Below are 19,087 nucleotides of genomic sequence, written 5' to 3'. Positions count from 1 at the left end.
TGGTTAACATAATCACCATCCAGTTTTGTTAAAACTGAATGATACCAAGTGGATCAATTTTCAATTGGTGTTAGTGGATCATTTTTGCACTGGTGGTGACACTGATTGACGAAGCGTCGATGCTAGACGCTTACACTATGTGGCGTTTGGTTACTTTGTTCTCCGACAAGTCAAGGATCGTACTCGTGGGAGATCCTAATCAGTTACCTCCGATCAATGCAGGGTTAATTTTGCATGATGTTATTAAGAGTGGGGTAATCAATCATGTCGAACTAGATGTGGTTAAGCGACAAGGCGCTATTAGTTCTATTCCTGCGTATTCGAATGACATACGCAATGGCAATAAGCCATCTTCTTTAACGACGTCTGATATTACGTTCCATGAATCAAGTGATGACCTGCTTCAGGACGCTGTGTCGGTGTATTTGAAATACGACAGGGCGATGATTGTAGCATCGACGAATGCCACCGTAAGAAATGCTAACCTCAAGTTACAAGCAGAGGTGAACCCTAATGGTCGGTTACTTGATCTAACAAATATGCCGATCACTAAAGGAAACTATGAGTTCAGAGAAGGCGACCCAATAGTTATAACCCTGACAAACTATAAATACGATGTTCAAAATGGCACTTTGGGCGTGATAACAAACGCTGAAGCAACCGAAGAGTATGCATGTGTCATTGAGCTAGAGGATATTGGCGAGGATGGAAGCAAAAGATCTTTAAAGGTCGATTGGCAGCTATTCGAATACATAGAGCTGGCTTACGCACTAACGCTACATAAGTTGCAAGGCTCGCAAGCTGAGAATGTAATCGTGCTGCTGGAGCGAAGCTTGTTGCTTGATCGAAGTTGGCTTTATACAGCCATAACACGAGCCGAAAGTAAGGTACATATCATTGGTAAGGAGTATGACTTTCAGTATGGGATAAACAAGCGCAGTGCTTTGGATACACGCAAAACAGCTTTGTCAGAAATGTTGAAAAATGCTTAAATAGAGCTGAATTAAGTAAAAATGCGGATGTTTTTACACGTTTGGCTCGTGAAAGGTTGATTTTTCAAATGGGGTCAGTATCTCTATATTTTTGATTAATATGGAAATTTTAATTGTACTGACCCTGTTTTGGTTTTATTTGTCTTAGTTAACCTTTATAGTCGGTATTAAAGAAAAGTTTTTGTTAAGTTTTATCGCCCAGCTTAATAAATATTTATACTATAAAAAGCCGCAATTTTGCGGCTTTTGTTATATTTATATAAAGTAATATATGTTTTATTATCGTTTAAGTAATAATATTAAGCTCATATATACCATAAGTTCATACATACCAAAGTAAGACGGGTATAGCAGGATGCTAGTAACGAATTAAATGGAATAGTTAAATGAGATATACTCCAACATTAAAGATAAGCACTCGTTTAGTCTCCTTTGTTACCATCATTGTGCTTGCCGCTATGTTTATTTTATTTGTTGGCGGTGTTTTTACCTTCCAGAAAATGGGTAATGATTATATAGACCAAAATTTAAAACGTCTTACCCAGGTGGTTGATCAGGAATTGTCTTCTTCACAAGATTTTGATTCTATGCGTCATTGGTTACCTAAATTGTTACAAACTAATAATGTTGCTGAATTTAAATTAACCTCTTCAGCTGGTGTGATTTATTTATTTACCGATACTGCGCTAAAACAACCCGCTCAAGATGCTTCACTTCTTTATCAAAAAGCTATCCCTTTAGATCAAAATACTGGCTATGTTGCGTCATTTAAAATCATGCCTCTTTACACCAATAATAATTATTCTTTTCAAGCTTTTTCCTCATTAACTTTAGCCGTTGCTCTGGTTGTTTTTTGTTTGATTCAAGGTTTGAAGTGGTTAAAAGAGCAACTGTATGGCTCTGAATTGCTTGAAGAACGTGGACGAATGATACTTGCTGGACAGGTTGAAAAATTTGCGAAAGGGGATGAAAGAGAATGGCCTTATACCGCAAGTGAAGCTTTAGATAGATTGATTGATGAATTACAAGATGCTCGTCAAGAAAGGAGCCGTTTTGATACTTTCATCCGTACACATACCTTTCTAGATCAGTTAACAGGGGCTGCTAACCGAGTATTATTTGACAGCAAATTAGAATCTGCTTTACAAGAAACAGGGGTGACAGGTGGTGTATTAGTCGTCTCACTTAATGACTGGGAAGATATCGCTGAGGAGGCTGGTAAAGGACAAGCTGACGCCTTCTTAATTGAAGTTGGCCAAGTCTTATCAAATCTGATTCAAAAATACCCTAATTCGGTTTTTTCTCGATATTATGATTCCCAATTTGCTTTAATGATACCTCATCAATCTGAAAAAGAAATTTCAACGATGGCTGCTCAGTGCATTAATCAATTAAAAAAACTCACTCCACCAGAGGGAGGGGATATAAATAATTGGTGTCATATTGGCTTAAGTGCCTTTTCTCAAGGAGAGCGCCGTGGACGAATTATCGATGAAGCAGAAACTGCATTAAAAACGGCTCGTCTTGATGAACTCAATGGTTGGGCTCGATATAAAAAGAAAATGAGTACATCTCTTGAATATCGAGGAGGGGTTCGTTGGAGAAATTTATTTGATGTAGCTTTGACATATGAAGGTATTATTATTTTTCAGCAACCTTGCTATTTAATTAATGAAAGCCGCCAAGACATCGAGCATTATGAGCTATTTACAAGAATAAGAGATGAATCTGGTGCGGTTGTTAAAGCTTCTAGATTTTTAACCGCCATTGAACAAGTTGGGTACGAGAAAAAATTAGATCAAACGAGCATTAATGTTATTTTTACTCATCTCAAAGAAAGCGACACTAGCACCAATTATTCAATTAATCTCTTTGTAGAACCATTTAAAAAGAGGGCTTACACAAACTGGCTTCGTTATGAATTATTACAATTACCAAAAAATGTAAGACATAGGCTATCTTTTGAGTTTGTAGAAGGCAGTTTGGTTAATAATTTGGACTGTATGCGACCAGTTGTAAAAATGCTTGCTGGTTTAGGCTGTAAGGTAATTGTTAATCAAGTTGGCCGAACAATTGTGAGCACTCATTATACGAAAGATTTACCTATTACGTATTTAAAATTACATCGAAGTTTAATTAAACAGATTCACTTACGCAGTGAGAATCAATTATTTATTCGAAGCTTATTGGGTTCATGTGTCGATAACGATATCAAGATTTTGGCAGTTGGCGTTGAAGATGAAAAAGAGTGGAAAGTACTCGATAGTTTAGGCTTAAGTGGGGCTCAAGGTCGATTTTTTGAACCTGAATCTCAGCTATTACCACTAGAACTGTCATCATTAGAACTAACAAAAAATGAAACATTAACTAAATCGATTAAACCAGGCCGAAGGAATCGTTGGCGATAACGGTTAGTAATAATAGAGGAAAGTAACAACATCATGAGTATGACCTCATTTCTACAAAGGTTTACTTCGAAGAAGCCAGGTAAGTCATCACTGAGTATTGTTATATTCAGTGATGGTATTTATTTGTCAAAAATCACCGAAGAATCAGCGATCGAGCCAGCCATTGTCTTAAAGTTAGAGGATAAAAATTGGCAGACTCAATTAGGCGTTGCTTTAGATAACGAAGGTTATAACAACCTGCAAGCTAGTGTAACGCTAGGTTCACACCTTTATCATAGTTATCAAATAGATAAACCAGCCATACCTAAAAATGAATGGTCAGTTGCTTTACCTTTTTTATTAAAAGATCTTATCACAGGTCGTATTGCCGATATTATTTCTGATGGTGTGGAACTTCCGCACAGTACTAAAATACAAGCTTATGTCATTACTAAAAAGCTGTTGGATGAGATTCAATCTGAACTCATCCAGCGTAATATTGAATTACTGCAAATATTGCCAGAAGATCAAGTTTGGGCAGTTAATTCTCATTCATCTCCTTTTATGCTGCTTCACCGCAATAGTAATAGCGAATTTAAAATTGGCGCTTTTGTTGATGGGGTTTCTGTTTTCCACCGTACTATTCGAGGTGTCGTACCTCCGATTACGGGGAATTTTTCAAGTTCTCTTCTACAAGATGATTTAGCATTAGAACTGCAACGATCAATGGATTATTTGTCGTCCCAATTGAAGCAAGTTCAAATTAATAAATTGATGCTGTGCTGTGATGATGAAGACGTTGAAGAGTTGCAAAAAGAGTTACAGGACCGTTTGAATATCAATGTTGAACCACTGAGACTTCGCCATGGAGGCAATCAAAGCGGTGGTATCTTGGCGGTTGAGGCTTATAAGCATGGTTTGCAAGGTATCAATCTTTATCCCGCTCATTTACAACCGCAAAAAGAATGGTTCGATTTAAACCTTATTGTCTCTAGTTAGGCATTGATTTCTTTTATTATGATGATTATTTATGGTGTTTACAGTTATCAAAATAATAGCTTAAGTAACGAAGTATCTAAGCTTAATCATGAATCTACGACGCTGTTAACGGAAAAAAAATCACTCGATCAAAAATTAATAGCACACAAACCTTCTCCAGCAAAAATTGCGGCTATTTCCCGTTTAAAAGAAGATGTGAAAACGAAACAAGATTCTCTAAATGTGATTAACAGCTTTGATGATGAAAAACTAGAAGGCTACTCAGGTGTCATGTCTAGTTTAGCGAATTTGAATCGGAACGATATATCGCTAAATAGCATCCAAATTGATGATAATAAGCTTAATGTTCAAGGTTATGCTCGAAACCCTGAAGTGGTTCCTAGCTGGGTTGGGCAATTTAAAGATGAATTGAGTTTAGTCGGTCGAACGTTTGAGCATTTATCTATCGGTCGAGACGATAAAGATAATGTCATTTTCTCTTTACGTTCGAAATCAGGGAATCAAAAATGAAACAGCAATGGTCAGATCTGAACGAGAAATATACGCAGCTTTCTTCTCGAGAGAAGTGGATGATCGCTGGCGCAAGTTGGGTTGTGATTCTATTCCTATTTTTTGCCTTCTTACTTGAACCCGCTTCGATTAAACATCGAGATTAAACTCATTAAAAGGATCTATAGGCCAATTATATGGTCAAATTACTCAGATTAATAAAAAATTGAACACTAACCCTGATATAGAAGTTGATAAACAATACGGCCTTTTAATGAAGCAAAGCGAAAATTTATCATTACGCTTAGAGGGAGTAGTGGATAGTTTAGTGACTCCAACTGCTATGGCGAGTTTACTTCAAAGTGTGCTGGATCAAACTCATAATCTCAAATTGATTTCACTCGAATCTCAGCCAAGTGAGCCAATAACATTGAGTGATTCATCTGCGGATATTGGCTATTATATTCACCCAGTTAAAATAGTAATCACGGGAAAATATTTTGATATTCAAAAATATTTGTCGCAGCTAGAGCAAATGCCGATGAAATATTACTGGCGAAGTTTTGACTATAATGTGAGCGACTATCCAACGGCTGAATTAGTGTTAGTCGTATACACGCTTGGTGCAAAACAGGAGTTTATAGGTGGCTAGATCCTTATTGTTAGCACTTCTTGTTATGACGTCTCATTGTGCATCTGGTGCGCAAGATCCTACCGCCCCATTAGGTTGGCTATCTGCATCAGAAAAGCCTAAACGTGTTCAATATAATGTACCTGTTTTACAAAGCATTATTTGTCAAAAAGATAGCCCGTGCATCGCTATTTTGAATGATAAAGTTATAAGCTCTGGTGAGTCTATTAATGGTTATCGTATAAACAATATTGATGAAAAAAAAGTGACGTTAACTCGCGGCTCTAAAACATGGCATTTAGAACTCTTTACACAAGTTATTAAACATTAAGGTTGCAAAGTTAATATGCGCAAAATCATTATAAGTATCATGATGGTCTCATTAATGGGATGTTCGATGGGACATCGAGATCCGGTTGAAATCAAGCAAGCCTTAAATGAAGCCGTGAATGATAATAATAGTAGCTCGATTGATGATCTGCCCGATTCCGTTCAAGCGGATTTAATGCCTGATATTGAGGGTGTTAAAGGAAAGTCTAAGCCGGTAAAGCGTTTTCGAGTTCAAGCTCAAAATGTGGATGCAAAAGCATTTTTTGCAAGCTTAGTTCAAGGAACAGATTACAGCACGATTATTCACCCTGATGTGTCGGGTAAAATTACCTTAAACCTTTCTGATGTCACTTTAGATGAGGTATTGAATTCGGTGCGTGATATTTATGGTTACGATATTGCCAAGAGCGGTAAGGTTATTCAAATTTACCCAGCAGGTTTGCGGACTGAAACCATTCCTGTGGATTATTTGCAATTTAAACGTAAGGGCTTGTCATTAACTACGATCACAACAGGGTCTGTGACATCTGAATACGACGATAACAATAACAGCAGCAGTAATAGCAGCAGTAATAGCGGAAGTAATAGTAATAATGGAAACGGCAGTTCTTCAAGTGAGACGAACTCGACAGGAGGTACTCGTATTGAAACCACCAGCGAAAGTGATTTTTGGCCTCAGCTGCAAAAAGCGGTAAAAGCAATGGTGGGCAATGATGGAGGTCGTAGTGTGATCGTTTCACCTCAAGCCAGTGTAATTACGGTTCGTGCTTATCCAAATGAATTACGTGAAATTCATAAATTCTTAGGTATTTCAGCCAAGCGCATGCACCGACAAGTGATCCTTGAAGCGAAAATCATGGAAGTCACATTAAGTGATGGCTATCAGCAAGGTATTAATTGGTCTAATTTAGGTGGTTCGATTGGTGGTACGACTATTTCAGGTGGAACTTCAGGCGGTGGGAGCATCCCTGGCTTAAATACGATTGGTGATTTATTGGGGGGAGGCACCAATGTGGTGGTGTCTGATGGTAACTTTAGTGCTGTTATGAATTTCATGGCGACTCAAGGCGATCTCAATGTACTATCTAGCCCTCGAGTAACCGCTGCCAATAACCAAAAAGCGGTAATTAAAGTCGGACAAGATCGTTATTTTGTCACTGGTGTTGATGGTGAAATTTCTGGTGGTGATAATAGTATTGCCAGCCAAAATGTTGACTTAACACCATTTTTCTCTGGTATTTCACTTGATGTGACACCACAGATTGATGATAAAGGTAATGTCATGCTACATGTTCATCCTGCGGTTATTGAAGTGGAGACTGATAACCAAGAGATTGATCTCGGCAATGATCAAGTGCTGAATCTACCCTTAGCAAGAAGTTCTATTCGTGAATCTGATTCAGTTGTGCGAGCAAAAGATGGCGATGTGGTTGTGATTGGCGGTTTGATGAAAACCAGCACACTTGAGCAGACAACAAAGGTCCCATTATTAGGTGATATTCCGGGGCTTGGTTGGTTATTCCGTAATACTAATCAGATAACGCAAAAAACTGAGTTAGTTATTTTGCTTAAACCAACTGTAGTGGGCGTGAATACTTGGTCTCAAGAAGTTGAGAAATCAAGAGACCTATTGCAAGAGTGGTTCCCAGACTCTAAATAATGATATACCACTCTTATTTTGGCTTTCATCAGGCCCCTTTTAACCTGACGCCGACAACGGCGCTTTTTCATGGTCTTGAACCTCATTTTGAGGCAATTCAAACCGTGTTAAGTGCTGTTGATATGGGGGAAGGAATTATTAAAGTGACGGGTGAAGTTGGCACCGGGAAGACTTTGGTTTGCCGTATGTTGATCAATCACTTAAATGATCGCCTACATTTAATCTATCTACCGAATCCAATTTTAAGTGCCCTAGAATTAAAACAAGCAGTGGCACATGAGTTATCGATACCCAATACTTTGGATTCTGGCAGTTTGGTTGATGCGATTCATATAAAGTTATTGGATATTCATCAAGCGGGACAAAGTGTGGTAGCGCTGATTGATGAAGCTCAAGCCTTGAGTGATGAAGCGATTGAAACCTTACGTTTGTTTGGCAATTTAGAAACGGAACATCGAAAGTTATTACAAATTGTTATTTTGGGGCAACCCGAATTGGATGCAAGATTATCTCAACATAGTCTGCGCCAATTTAGGCAACGTATAACGTTTAGTGCAAAATTACGACCATTAAGCTTATCTGAAACGGTGGCTTATATTGACCATCGATTGATGAAGAGTGGTGGTAGTGGTGAGGTTTTTTCATTGTCGTTAAAAAAATCGATATGGAAAGCCACACAAGGCATTCCGAGAATGATTAATCAGGTATGTCATAAGAAAGTGGTTCGATTTTAGTCGATGGTGTTTCCGCTTCGGTTAAGTTTGGTTATCCCTTGGCTACATCAGCATCCTTAACCACATTTGTCGATGGCGTTGATAACGATTGGACAATAAATCCGACGAATACAGGCATTACTCATGTTGGTGGTATCGCCTTTGGGTATGATTATTTGTCTTGCGTTGTTATTTATCAAGAAGCCATTTCAGCTAATCAACCAGCTACCGTTGAAGTGAAAGGTAATGCTGATAATTGTGTTTCTCCCGACGAATCATCACCTGCGGTTGATGATGACTCGATTTTTGGCATTAATTAAACTATTTATTTAATTAATTAAGGTGTTTACCATGCCCAAACGTTTTCATATTCAACGTGGGTTTACTTTAATTGAATTAATGGTTGTGATCATTATATTAGCGATCCTTTCTGTATACGCCGCTACACGCTTTCAAGGTCCATCCTCTTTCTCGCCTTATGCAGCTCAAGCGCAAGCTATCTCAGTTATCCGCCAAATTCAATTGGCACGTATGCAATCTAATACTCAAAATGGTTCAACTAATGATAATTATATCTTGAGTATTACCAGCAACTGCTTAGGCTCAAAAATGTCTTGTAGTGGTATCTCTGATCTGAGTAGTAAAGTTGAAGTCGATGGACAAGAGATGCAGTTTTCGCCATCTAATGTATTTATTGAATTTGATTTGCTTGGACGACCTTATTTGCTTGGTAAGCCAATGCAGAATCAAGATTATGAGATAACGATTTCTTCAATCACCAATGAAAGCACCAAAGTATGCATCAATACGGAAGGGTTTGTTTATGGTTGCTAACCGTTTTTCTGCCCGATATCTAAAGCAAGGTTTTACCTTAATCGAAAGTATTGTTGCTATGGTAGTGATGGCAATTGCGATGACGATATTATTTTCAATATTCTTTCCTCGAGTTGAAGATTCAGGCCGCCCGCAATATATAGTTCGAGCCTCTGCTTTAGGCCAAAGTATGATGAACACAATTTTGTCACGTGGCTTTGATGAAAAAAGCGATCCTAGTGGTGGCTTGATTCGTTGTGATGACACTACGGCTAATACTGATATTACCTCAAATGCAGAATCATGCCTTGGTGCAACCGGATCAAATGAAGGTCCGGATGTTAGCGCTTTTGATGATGTTGATGACTATATTGGCTGCTGGTATTCAAACTCAGCACAGTCGGAATGCTCATCTGATTTTCCTAGTAAATCTTATGCATTAACCAATATTGTGAATGATGATTGTAAAGAAGGCAGTAGTCAGGAATGTTATCCCAATTTTAAAGTGATTGTGAATGTTGAAAATGCAAATAGTGCTGAACTAACGCCAAATCAACCCGACAATACTCACATCATGAAAAAGATCACCTTAATTATTTCCGCTCAACATTATGAAAAATTCACATTAGTAGCCTATCGAGGGAATTACTAATGATGAAATTCCCACAAATTAAGCAAGCTGGATTTACCTTAATTGAGCTGATCATCACCATTGTAGTCATGGCGATTATGATCATGGGGATTGCAGGTTTTGTTGAGCTTGGCACTAAAGGTTATGCTGATACTGTAGATCGCCAGCAATTACAAAATCAAGCTAGATTTGTGGTCGAAAAATTAACTCGCGAAATTCGTCATGCTGTACCTAATAGCTTTGAAAAAACAGATAAATGCATTTCTTTTTATCCCATCGATTATGCTGGAGCATATGCAGTATTACCCACTACGGATGAGTCGACTTTTAAATTTGTTGTGGTGAGTGGTGGTATTACAGACCCTACTAAATTGAATGGAAAAAAACTTGTCATTAATCCGAGTACTCAAGGCGACTTTGACATTAATAGCAGTAACAGTATTGAACTTAAGAATGTTAGTTATGATAAACACATCTTTTCTACAACGGTGGATTCAGTCGAATTTAACCAAGGGACAGTGGTTAATTCAGTTGGTAATCGTCTTTATATTTATTCTAATAAGGTGAAGTACTGTATTGATGGTTCTCAATTAACTCGTGAATTTAATGATAGTGGCAATCCAATTCAAGTCGGAGAAAACTTAACCGATCGTTCATCTTTTGCGAGTGGCAATACCAATGATTTATCGTCTGATTCTCTTGCCCGAAGTGGGCTCGTTCATATCCGCCTGTACTTCAAGCAAAATGATGAAGTGACAAATTATGATAGTGATATTCAAGTACTGAATGTGCCATAAATGAAGGGGATGAGAATGAATCAAATGATAAATAGCATGCCTTCATTCAAGAGAACGCAATCTGGCAGTGTTTTGATTGTGGTTATTTTTGTGATTGTCGTGATGGGCTTACTCGCTGGCACTATGGCGCGTTTAGAATGGTCGAATCAAGATACACAGAGCCGAGAAATTATGGGCACTAGAGCTTGGTTTATGGCTCACTCTGCTAATGAATGGGCGCTGACACAGTTATTTCCTTTAGGTAAAAGTAGTAGCGATTGGTCTGCATTGGAACAACGTTGTAATAACCTGCAGCTTACTGCTGATCTGAACAACTCAGTTAACAAGGCCATGGCGGCACTTTTTTCTAATGAAACGGAATATAAGAATTGCGCCATTAAAGTATTAGCCTGCTCTCCACATATTTTATCTGCGGAAGATAGCGGTAATGATAAAAAATACAGTTTCTTTAAGGTTCATGCGATGGCTCAGTGTGGGGATAATCAGAGTCTATTCCAAGTTGAACGCGCGCAAGATGTTGTGGTGAAGGGAGTTAAGTGATGCGTAGTCGTTTTTGTCTTATTTTGCTATTACTCATCTCTTTTTATTCAAAGGCTGATATTGATTATTGTCAGTACTTCACTGAACCTGTGCAAAGCTGGGGGAATGATGGCGAAATTAACTTATTGAGTCCTGATATATTTTTAGAAGGGTGGTCGGAAGGATACCAAAATAAATATTTATCTAATGGCGTACTTCAAGTGCCTTTTAATAAAACGCGTGATACTAATAGCTTATATCAACTGACGAATGATAGTTGTGTAACATCGGAAGGTAATAGTGACTGTGCATTAAGAAGTGGTCAGACTCCGCCTCCTTTAGCACCTGTGCCTGCAAACTTAAATCCAGTTTGGGGAACCGAAAGCTTAACTCTTGATCAATATAACTACACTACTGTTTGTGGCTCAAGTTCAGCATGCCAATATGTTGAAAATGGAAATAAAGTATTAATTTATATTAGTGATAATTTAAAGTCATTGAAGGTATCCAGTTATGGGAATTTATCCCTTAATGTGATCTTTAAACCTAAAGCTGGTGAGTACGGTGTTTCTGTTCAAAGTTATTATACAGATGGCGCTGTTCAAACATTATTCTTAGGTAACTCTGCGTATACATTTGATTCATTTGTCTTAAATGGCGCAGGAGCGAGTCTTGTATATCAAAAGAAGGTCCGAATAAATATCGTTACTACTTATAATCAAACCAATAACATTGTGATGAATGATATTGATGATGCTAAAGATTTGATTATATATGGGCCAACTGCAGATTTGACATTTAGGATAACTGACTCGGATTTATATGCCTATATATTAGCCAAGTCAGTGACATTCACAAATAAAGCCATTGTTTATGGTGGTATCACAACGAATCAATTAGAGATGAATGTTTCTGGGTCCAGAGTGATTGGCGGTGAAGGTGCGTGTTCGGTGCCAGCTGATAATACTTATAGAATAGATGTCAGCCCAGACAACCAGTTTGCTTTGCTTTGCCAAGCGCCTAAAATCACTTATACCGTTTATAACGAAGATGGCACTGTCGCTACCGATTATAACGGAACTATTACAGCAAGCTATCCATCTGGTTTAATACCATTAGACCCAACAGTTGGCAGTAAAAATAGTAATTATGTCTATAAACCTACAAATGGTGTAGTTACGGTTCCGGTAAAGGCTGACACTATTAAAGAGTACAGTATCAGTGCTAAATTAACGGATGATTCAAGTGCAACCGACTCAGGAAATATATTATTTGGGCCTTACAAGTTTGATGTTGAACAAGTAAAAGCGGTGGCAGGTCACCCCACTCAATTTAGTGTGCAAGTATTGGCTTGTAAGGACGATAAAGTTACATCAGTGAAAGGGTATAGTGGTGATAAGGAGCTCACAGTATCTAACATTAACCTTACCAAGCCTACCACTGCACAAGGCGCTCAAGATGGCGGTTTACAGGTGAGTGATAGCGAAAATGGCAGCTATAGCAATAATTCTGTTAAGTTAAATTTTAATGTGGACGCTAAATCTTCTGCTTACTTAAAATACGCTGAGTCCGGTTCATTGAACTTTATGCTGGCCGATCCTAAATTTGTGTGTCCTGCTGATTACGATGGATGCGATATTACCCCTGATGGTGACGGAACAGACGGCGGAGATGGCACGGATTCAGATAGTTTTAGTACACTGCAAGGTTTAGTTAATGTCGATGTTCGCCCTTGGACATTCGCTATTTGCAAGCCTAAAGATAAATACGGCAACGCTTATGATGCAACTGGGAACTCCGATGTGGGTGAAAAATTCATTCCAGCTGGTGAAGCATTTTCATTACAAGTTAAGCCTATTGTTTGGAAAGCTGGAGATCCGGATCCTATTACGGTTAAAGATATTGGAAAAATGACATCTCCAGATGAATACTGTAATAACGATCCGACGTCTAATTTCTTTGTGCCTGGTGCCCTTGCGTGGACTGTTGTTCTTGACGGTAAATTAGAAACCCCAGAGGAAGGTAGGTCTGTAATTAAGTTAGAATCTTTGTCGAGTTTAAATCGTTTAAATACAGAAAAAGCGCAGGGTGATTACTTTCTTTATGATGATTTAAGTTGGCAAGAGGTAGGCAGCCTTAATATTAGTGTTGATAATACTCCTGAGTATTTAGGTATGGAAATTAATCACAACTATCGTGAAGTCGGGCGTTTCTATCCACACCACTTTAAGCTTGAGAATGATAATCAATGGAATTATGCCGCCGGCCATAACGGCTTCGCGTATATGAATCAACCAATAAAAGTGGGTTATAGGGTTAAAGCTAAAAATGCCACTGATAGCGACACTGAAAATTATGGTTATTTTTCACAGAAGTTTTTAGCCTCTTTTACCATTGAAGGAATAAAAAGAGAAAACATATTTGGTTCGATGGTTGATGGTGATAGCTTAGATAATAGATTTATTTTTGGATCTGCTCCCACTGATTATCATTGGGATAAAGCAACATATGAATTCTCAGTTACCGATTTCACATTTTTGAAAGATCTTATTAATAGCTCACCTTATACTAGCTCACCTGATGGACCCTACAATAACGATAATTCTGTGTTTGGTATCTCTGTTAATACTTTAAATAAAACACCATATACAAATAATGACAATATTAACTTTGATGATGATTTTGTTGATACCAGTATTTTTACGGCTGACAATGGTTTAGATAAAGTGGGGGTGTCATTTTTTGAACAACCCGATTTCCGCTATGGCCGTATGACATTAGATAGTGTTAGTGGTCCGATTGGAGGCCCAATTAGCGTGCCATTACGAGTTGAGTATTGGGATGGGAGTGGCTTTATTACTAATCCTAATGATAGTGGCAGCAAGTTCACACCGAACGTTTATTATGTCATGAGTGATATTGCCAGTAGTTCAGCCAAGTTGACAGGGCCAGAAACGATAGTGAACAATGGCAAATCCAGTGTTATTAAGGCTGAGCAAACTAACAGTCAACGTGAAACGGTACGCTTGTTCTTAAGGCAAGGTAATGACTCTGGTGGTTATGGTAATAGTGCTAGACCAGAAGATGACCCTGATTTCAATGTAACGATGACAGGTTGGAGTAATCCCCATGATATTGGCCAACCTTGGCTCCAATTTAACTGGCGAAACTTAGGGGATGAAGATCCATCAACCGTGGTGATTTTTGGGGCTTATCGAGGAAATGATCGTATCATTTATCGCGGTGAGCCGAACTTGACTGCTAATTGATTTTAGTACTGATTAGCAAAGATTAACGAAGTAATATAAAAATAAACTCTTGCTTGAGTTAACTTTCTGTAAGAATACACACTATTCTTAGGTGGTTGGTGGTTATTGCTTGCCGACAGTGCTAGGCATTGGTACATTTAGCACAATTTTATTTCTGTCTATTGCTCTTAGGATAACGAAGAATATGTTTAAGAAACTTCGTGGTATGTTTTCAAATGATCTTTCTATTGATCTAGGTACTGCTAACACTCTCATTTATGTTAAAGGTCAAGGCATTGTTCTTGATGAACCTTCAGTGGTTGCGATTCGTCAAGATCGCAATGGCACGACAAAAACCGTTGCAGCTGTTGGTCATGAAGCCAAACTAATGTTAGGTCGTACACCGGGTAATATTTCAGCTATTCGTCCAATGAAAGATGGTGTAATTGCTGACTTTTATGTGACTGAAAAAATGTTGCAGCACTTCATTAAGCAAGTGCATGATAACAGTGTATTAAAACCAAGCCCGCGCGTCTTAGTCTGTGTTCCTTGTGGCTCGACCCAAGTTGAGCGTCGTGCTATTCGTGAGTCTGCATTAGGAGCCGGTGCTCGTGAGGTTTACCTTATCGATGAACCAATGGCAGCAGCAATTGGTGCTGGTCTTCGCGTTTCAGAGCCAACGGGTTCTATGGTCGTTGATATTGGTGGTGGTACAACTGAAGTTGCAGTTATTTCTTTGAATGGTGTGGTGTATTCATCGTCTGTTCGTATTGGTGGTGATCGCTTTGATGAAGCCATTATTAACTATGTTCGTCGTAACTACGGCAGCTTAATTGGTGAAGCAACCGCAGAAAAAATTAAGCATGAAATTGGCTCAGGTTATCCTGGTGATGAAGTGCTTGAAATGGAAGTTCGTGGTCGTAACCTTGCTGAAGGTGTTCCACGTAGCTTTACATTAAATTCCAATGAGATTTTAGAAGCATTACAAGAGCCTCTTTCTGGCATCGTTTCTGCTGTGATGGTTGCCCTAGAGCAATGTCCACCTGAGCTAGCTTCAGATATTTCTGAAAATGGTATTGTGTTAACTGGTGGTGGCGCATTACTTAAAGATATCGATCGTTTATTAACGGAAGAAACTGGAATTCCAGTAGTCGTTGCCGATGAGCCATTAACCTGTGTTGCTCTTGGTGGTGGTAAAGCACTAGAAATGATTGATATGCATGGCGGTGATCTGTTCAGTGACGAATAATTTTCTTACTGTTCGAGATAACGGTTAGTTTGTATGAAATTGATTTTTGGTCGTGGTCCTTCCTTACAGTTGCGATTGTTTTTCGCTCTCGTGATATCAGCCGGCTTAATGCTGGCTGATAGTCGTTTAGATACATTCTCAAATGTTCGGTATTTACTCAATAGTACCGTCTCACCTTTGCAATATGCTGCCAATTTACCTCGTAGCATGTTTGATGGAATGTATGAACGTTTTAATAGCCTTAAAACCTTGGTTAATAATAATAACGCTTTGAAAAACGAAGTCTTAGGCTTAAAAGGTGATTTATTATTATTAAAGCAATACCAAGAAGAAAATAATCGACTACGTCAGCTATTGGGCTCTCCTTATATTCGTGATGAAAAGAAAATCGTTACCGAAGTTATGGCGGTTGACTCTTCTCCTTATACTCATCAAGTTGTTGTGAATAAAGGCAGAAGTGATGGTGTTTATGAAGGGCAACCTGTTATTAATGAAAAGGGCATTGTAGGCCAAGTCGTTAATGTTTCCGCACATAACAGTCGTGTATTATTGCTGACAGATAGTAATAGCTCTATTCCAGTTCAAGTTCTGAGAAATGATATTCGGATTATTGCAAGCGGAAGTGGAGATATAGATTCTATTCAATTGGAGCATGTTCCAACCAGTACTGACATTCAAACTGGCGATCTATTGGTGTCTTCTGGTCTTGGTGGTCGTTATCCTGAAGGTTATCCTGTTGGTTATGTAACCAGTGTGAAAAATGATAATCGTCGTCCTTTTGCTCAAATTACGGCTAAACCTGTCGTTGAATTTGATCGGCTGCGTTATTTACTTTTAGTGTGGCCAGATCAAGGTCGCCAAAAGCAAGCACAAGCGATTTTACAACTAGAGCAGGTGGCCGGTGATGCGCAATAATATTTTTCGTAGCAAGGTTATTATTTGGGCAACACTTTTTATTGCTCTGATTTTACAAGCGGTTCCTTGGCCTGGACCTTTGGAAGTACTACGCCCTAATTGGATCATTTTAATTACGTGTTATTGGATTCTAGCATTACCTCACCGTGTTAATGTTGGTTCGGCTTTAGTTGTTGGCTTGATATGGGATTTGGTAATAGGTTCAACGTTGGGCATACATGGTTTAGTGATGTCTATTATTGCTTATATTGTGGCTCTCAACTTCCAAATACTTAGAAATATGGCTTTATGGCAGCAAGCCGTGATCATAGGTTTATTGACCGTTTTGGCTAAGTTTATTGAATTTTTTGGTGAGTTTTTAATAAAAGATATAGAGTTTAATCCTCATTATCTATGGGGTGGAATAATCAACTGTATTCTATGGCCGTGGATATTCTTGCTGTTAAGGCGCTTTCGTCGCCATTGGCACATGCGTTAATAGCGATTCGAGATTTAGATATGCGTCTCTCGAGGATCGAAAAGCGAAACAAAGGTTAGAATATTTTTGTCTCTAGTTTTTCGGCTTTCGTAACTCAGTACTGTCATCTGTGCATCTAGGTTCTTGCTTTTCATTTTTTCTACTGAGGCTTTTTATGTCTTCTTCATTTTTTCTTGCCTCTGGCTCTCCTCGTCGTAAAGAGTTACTGACCCAGCTGGGTTATCAGTTTGATATTATTATTCCCAATATTGAAGAGCAGCAAAATAAAGGTGAATTACCACAAGATTATGTGGAGCGTTTATCTCGTGAGAAAGCACAAGCTGGGTTAGTACTAGCTAAATCAACATTTCCTCATTTATCTTTACCTGTATTAGGTGCAGATACCATCGTTGTGATAGGGACACGAGTATTAGAAAAGCCCGTTGACTACAATGATAGTAAGAATATGTTGCTGCAACTTTCAGGAGGAAAACATCAAGTGATGACCTCTGTGACTGTTGCCGATCATACCGAATTTAAAACAACAACTGTGGTTACTGATGTTTGGTTCAAGGTTTTATCTGAATCAGAAATAGAAGCTTACTGGCAGAGTGGTGAGCCTTGCGATAAAGCGGGTAGCTACGGTATTCAGGGGGTTGGTGGCCGTTTTGTCTCCCGTATTGAAGGCAGTTACCATGCAGTGATGGGATTGCCATTAATGGAAACGGATTTGTTGTTAACCGATTTTTTATAAGAATTATGAGGCTCCTATGAGTGCAACAAGTGCAGAGCTATTAATTAATGTCACTCCAAGTGAAACTCGTGTCGCCATGATCGAAGCTGGAATTTTACAAGAAGTTCATATTGAGCGTGAAGCTCGTCGCGGTATTGTCGGTAATATTTATAAAGGCAAAGTCAGCCGTGTATTACCAGGAATGCAAGCCGCTTTTATCGATATAGGTTTAGATAAGGCGGCATTTTTACATGCTTCCGATATTGTTCCTCATACTGAATGTGTTTCAGAAAATGAAAAAAAACAATTTCAAGTTCGTGATATTTCAGAGTTGGTACGTCAAGGGCAAGATATTGTTGTCCAAGTCGTCAAAGATCCACTAGGAACGAAAGGAGCACGTTTAACGACCGATATTACGCTTCCATCGCGCTATCTTGTCTTTATGCCAGGTGCTGCTCATGTTGGTGTCTCGCAACGTATCGATGATGAAGCCGAGCGTGATCGTCTAAAGAAAATAGTATTACCTTATTGTGATGATAATGGTGGCTTTATTATTCGTACTGCTGCAGAAGCTGCTGATAGTGGTGAGTTGGCTCAAGATGCCGCTTTTTTGAAACGTTTGTGGACTAAAATTTCTGAACGACGTGGCAAATATAAAACGAAAACAATGTTGTATGGCGAACTTGGCCTTGCACCACGAATTTTACGTGACTTTGTTGGAACCGAAATTTCCCGTGTGCAAGTGGATTCACGTTTAGCCTTTGAAACCTTGAAAGAGTTTACTTCTGAATTTGTACCAGAGCTTACAGAGCGCTTAGAGCTGTATTCTGGAGCCAAACCTATTTTTGATATGTTTGATGCTGAAAATGAGATCCAACGATCGTTAGACCGAAAAGTTGAGCTTAAATCGGGTGGGTATTTGATCATCGATCAGACAGAAGCCATGACGACCGTTGATATTAATACAGGGGCTTTTGTCGGGCGTCGTAATTTAGAAGAGACTATTTTTAACACCAACGTAGAAGCGACTCAAGCCATTGCTCGTCAACTCAGATTACGCAATTTAGGCGGTATCATCATCATTGATTTTATAGATATGATGGAAGAAGAACACCGCCGCCGAGTCATTCAATCTTTAGAGCTAGCATTGGCTAACGATCGGGTAAAAACCAACATTAATGGTTTTACTCAGCTAGGTTTAATTGAGATGACTCGAAAAAGAACAAGAGAAAGTATTGAACACGTTTTATGTGGTGGCTGTCCAACATGTAAAGGGCGTGGAACGGTCAAAACAGTCGAAACGGTATGTTTTGAAATATTACGCGAAATCACTCGTGTCAATCGTGCTTATGATGCAGATAATTTTGTAGTGTATGCGTCACCTGCCGTAGCCGAAACGTTGCAAGGTGATGAGTCTCATGCATTAGCAGAGCTAGAAGTTTTTATTGGTAAACAAGTCAAAATTCAAATTGAGCCTTTGTATGTGCAAGAGCAATTTGATGTTGTCATGATGTAATGTGGAGT

At 38.7% G+C, this 19,087-nt stretch carries 19 protein-coding genes and 1 pseudogene; all 20 read left to right on the top strand.

Annotated elements, in window-relative coordinates; genetic code table 11:
• Positions 1-92 precede the first annotated feature (92 nt).
• The 20 genes and pseudogenes from HC725_RS14735 (at position 93) to rng (ending at position 19,079) form a co-directional block, all read left to right on the top strand.
• Positions 93-992, top strand: coding sequence for an ATP-dependent DNA helicase (locus tag HC725_RS14735; RefSeq protein ID WP_342365955.1), 900 nt, complete (start codon positions 93-95; stop codon positions 990-992).
• 386 nt (positions 993-1,378) lie between these two features.
• Complete coding sequence (csrD, locus tag HC725_RS14730) at positions 1,379-3,400, top strand: RNase E specificity factor CsrD (RefSeq protein ID WP_190332627.1); 2,022 nt, start codon at positions 1,379-1,381, stop codon at positions 3,398-3,400.
• Positions 3,401-3,433: 33 nt separating this feature from the next.
• On the top strand, positions 3,434-4,378 hold the full coding sequence (locus tag HC725_RS14725; RefSeq protein ID WP_190332626.1) for a hypothetical protein: 945 nt from the start codon (positions 3,434-3,436) through the stop codon (positions 4,376-4,378).
• A gap of 18 nt (positions 4,379-4,396) precedes the next feature.
• Complete coding sequence (locus HC725_RS14720) at positions 4,397-4,888, top strand: hypothetical protein (protein WP_190332625.1); 492 nt, start codon at positions 4,397-4,399, stop codon at positions 4,886-4,888.
• On the top strand, positions 4,885-5,034 hold the full coding sequence (locus HC725_RS16750) for a hypothetical protein (RefSeq protein ID WP_238928528.1): 150 nt from the start codon (positions 4,885-4,887) through the stop codon (positions 5,032-5,034). The genes HC725_RS14720 and HC725_RS16750 overlap by 4 nt, the downstream gene beginning before the upstream one ends.
• A 107-nt stretch (positions 5,035-5,141) precedes the next feature.
• Positions 5,142-5,519 carry a type 4a pilus biogenesis protein PilO gene (gene pilO, locus HC725_RS16745; RefSeq protein ID WP_238928526.1) on the top strand — a complete coding sequence of 126 codons (378 nt, stop codon included), beginning with the start codon at positions 5,142-5,144 and terminating at the stop codon, positions 5,517-5,519.
• Positions 5,512-5,829 carry an MSHA biogenesis protein MshK gene (locus tag HC725_RS14710; RefSeq protein WP_190332624.1) on the top strand — a complete coding sequence of 106 codons (318 nt, stop codon included), beginning with the start codon at positions 5,512-5,514 and terminating at the stop codon, positions 5,827-5,829. The genes pilO and HC725_RS14710 overlap by 8 nt, the downstream gene beginning before the upstream one ends.
• A gap of 15 nt (positions 5,830-5,844) precedes the next feature.
• Positions 5,845-7,488, top strand: a complete 1,644-nt coding sequence (gene mshL, locus HC725_RS14705) for a pilus (MSHA type) biogenesis protein MshL (protein ID WP_190332623.1) — start codon at positions 5,845-5,847, stop codon at positions 7,486-7,488.
• A 2-nt stretch (positions 7,489-7,490) separates the two neighbouring features.
• Positions 7,491-8,213 (top strand): annotated as a pseudogene (locus HC725_RS14700) (ExeA family protein); the annotation flags it as partial.
• A gap of 47 nt (positions 8,214-8,260) precedes the next feature.
• Positions 8,261-8,521 carry a hypothetical protein gene (locus HC725_RS14695; RefSeq protein WP_190332622.1) on the top strand — a complete coding sequence of 87 codons (261 nt, stop codon included), beginning with the start codon at positions 8,261-8,263 and terminating at the stop codon, positions 8,519-8,521.
• A 31-nt stretch (positions 8,522-8,552) separates the two neighbouring features.
• Positions 8,553-9,035: a pilus assembly FimT family protein gene (locus HC725_RS14690; RefSeq protein ID WP_190332621.1), complete on the top strand. Its 483-nt coding sequence runs from the start codon at positions 8,553-8,555 to the stop codon at positions 9,033-9,035.
• Positions 9,025-9,666 carry a type IV pilus modification PilV family protein gene (locus HC725_RS14685; RefSeq protein WP_190332620.1) on the top strand — a complete coding sequence of 214 codons (642 nt, stop codon included), beginning with the start codon at positions 9,025-9,027 and terminating at the stop codon, positions 9,664-9,666. The genes HC725_RS14690 and HC725_RS14685 overlap by 11 nt, the downstream gene beginning before the upstream one ends.
• Complete coding sequence (locus HC725_RS14680) at positions 9,666-10,442, top strand: PulJ/GspJ family protein (RefSeq protein WP_194687977.1); 777 nt, start codon at positions 9,666-9,668, stop codon at positions 10,440-10,442. The genes HC725_RS14685 and HC725_RS14680 overlap by 1 nt, the downstream gene beginning before the upstream one ends.
• Before the next feature lie 15 nt (positions 10,443-10,457).
• Entirely contained in the window at positions 10,458-10,982 is a 525-nt protein-coding gene (locus HC725_RS14675; RefSeq protein WP_190332619.1) for an MSHA biogenesis protein MshP, read from the top strand.
• Positions 10,982-14,230, top strand: a complete 3,249-nt coding sequence (locus HC725_RS14670; protein WP_190332618.1) for a DUF6701 domain-containing protein — start codon at positions 10,982-10,984, stop codon at positions 14,228-14,230. The genes HC725_RS14675 and HC725_RS14670 overlap by 1 nt, the downstream gene beginning before the upstream one ends.
• Before the next feature lie 184 nt (positions 14,231-14,414).
• Positions 14,415-15,458, top strand: a complete 1,044-nt coding sequence (locus HC725_RS14665; protein WP_190332617.1) for a rod shape-determining protein — start codon at positions 14,415-14,417, stop codon at positions 15,456-15,458.
• Between the two features lie 33 nt (positions 15,459-15,491).
• Positions 15,492-16,373, top strand: coding sequence for a rod shape-determining protein MreC (mreC, locus tag HC725_RS14660; protein ID WP_190332616.1), 882 nt, complete (start codon positions 15,492-15,494; stop codon positions 16,371-16,373).
• Positions 16,363-16,851 carry a rod shape-determining protein MreD gene (mreD, locus tag HC725_RS14655; RefSeq protein ID WP_190332615.1) on the top strand — a complete coding sequence of 163 codons (489 nt, stop codon included), beginning with the start codon at positions 16,363-16,365 and terminating at the stop codon, positions 16,849-16,851. The genes mreC and mreD overlap by 11 nt, the downstream gene beginning before the upstream one ends.
• Before the next feature lie 154 nt (positions 16,852-17,005).
• A complete protein-coding gene (locus HC725_RS14650; RefSeq protein ID WP_190332614.1) occupies positions 17,006-17,584 on the top strand; it encodes a Maf family protein in 579 nt (192 codons plus the stop codon).
• A gap of 16 nt (positions 17,585-17,600) precedes the next feature.
• On the top strand, positions 17,601-19,079 hold the full coding sequence (rng, locus tag HC725_RS14645) for a ribonuclease G (protein ID WP_190332613.1): 1,479 nt from the start codon (positions 17,601-17,603) through the stop codon (positions 19,077-19,079).
• Positions 19,080-19,087 lie beyond the last annotated feature (8 nt).

The sequence above is a fragment of the Vibrio sp. S17_S38 genome, assembly GCF_014694375.1.
Classification (GTDB): Bacteria; Pseudomonadota; Gammaproteobacteria; order Enterobacterales; family Vibrionaceae; genus Vibrio.
This window is presented reverse-complemented; position numbering and strand designations above follow the sequence as displayed.

Excerpts from the sequence above, each read along its gene's own strand:
- HC725_RS14690 (WP_190332621.1), top strand. The coding sequence starts at position 8,553 with ATGCCCAAACGTTTTCATATTCAACGTGGGTTTACTTTAATTGAATTA.
- mreC (WP_190332616.1), top strand. The coding sequence starts at position 15,492 with ATGAAATTGATTTTTGGTCGTGGTCCTTCCTTACAGTTGCGATTGTTT.
- HC725_RS16750 (WP_238928528.1), top strand. The coding sequence starts at position 4,885 with ATGAAACAGCAATGGTCAGATCTGAACGAGAAATATACGCAGCTTTCT.
- mshL (WP_190332623.1), top strand. The coding sequence starts at position 5,845 with ATGCGCAAAATCATTATAAGTATCATGATGGTCTCATTAATGGGATGT.
- HC725_RS14650 (WP_190332614.1), top strand. The coding sequence starts at position 17,006 with ATGTCTTCTTCATTTTTTCTTGCCTCTGGCTCTCCTCGTCGTAAAGAG.
- rng (WP_190332613.1), top strand. The coding sequence starts at position 17,601 with ATGAGTGCAACAAGTGCAGAGCTATTAATTAATGTCACTCCAAGTGAA.
- HC725_RS14725 (WP_190332626.1), top strand. The coding sequence starts at position 3,434 with ATGAGTATGACCTCATTTCTACAAAGGTTTACTTCGAAGAAGCCAGGT.
- HC725_RS14720 (WP_190332625.1), top strand. The coding sequence starts at position 4,397 with ATGATGATTATTTATGGTGTTTACAGTTATCAAAATAATAGCTTAAGT.
- HC725_RS14685 (WP_190332620.1), top strand. The coding sequence starts at position 9,025 with ATGGTTGCTAACCGTTTTTCTGCCCGATATCTAAAGCAAGGTTTTACC.
- pilO (WP_238928526.1), top strand. The coding sequence starts at position 5,142 with ATGAAGCAAAGCGAAAATTTATCATTACGCTTAGAGGGAGTAGTGGAT.
- mreD (WP_190332615.1), top strand. The coding sequence starts at position 16,363 with ATGCGCAATAATATTTTTCGTAGCAAGGTTATTATTTGGGCAACACTT.
- HC725_RS14680 (WP_194687977.1), top strand. The coding sequence starts at position 9,666 with ATGATGAAATTCCCACAAATTAAGCAAGCTGGATTTACCTTAATTGAG.
- HC725_RS14670 (WP_190332618.1), top strand. The coding sequence starts at position 10,982 with ATGCGTAGTCGTTTTTGTCTTATTTTGCTATTACTCATCTCTTTTTAT.
- csrD (WP_190332627.1), top strand. The coding sequence starts at position 1,379 with ATGAGATATACTCCAACATTAAAGATAAGCACTCGTTTAGTCTCCTTT.
- HC725_RS14665 (WP_190332617.1), top strand. The coding sequence starts at position 14,415 with ATGTTTAAGAAACTTCGTGGTATGTTTTCAAATGATCTTTCTATTGAT.
- HC725_RS14675 (WP_190332619.1), top strand. The coding sequence starts at position 10,458 with ATGAATCAAATGATAAATAGCATGCCTTCATTCAAGAGAACGCAATCT.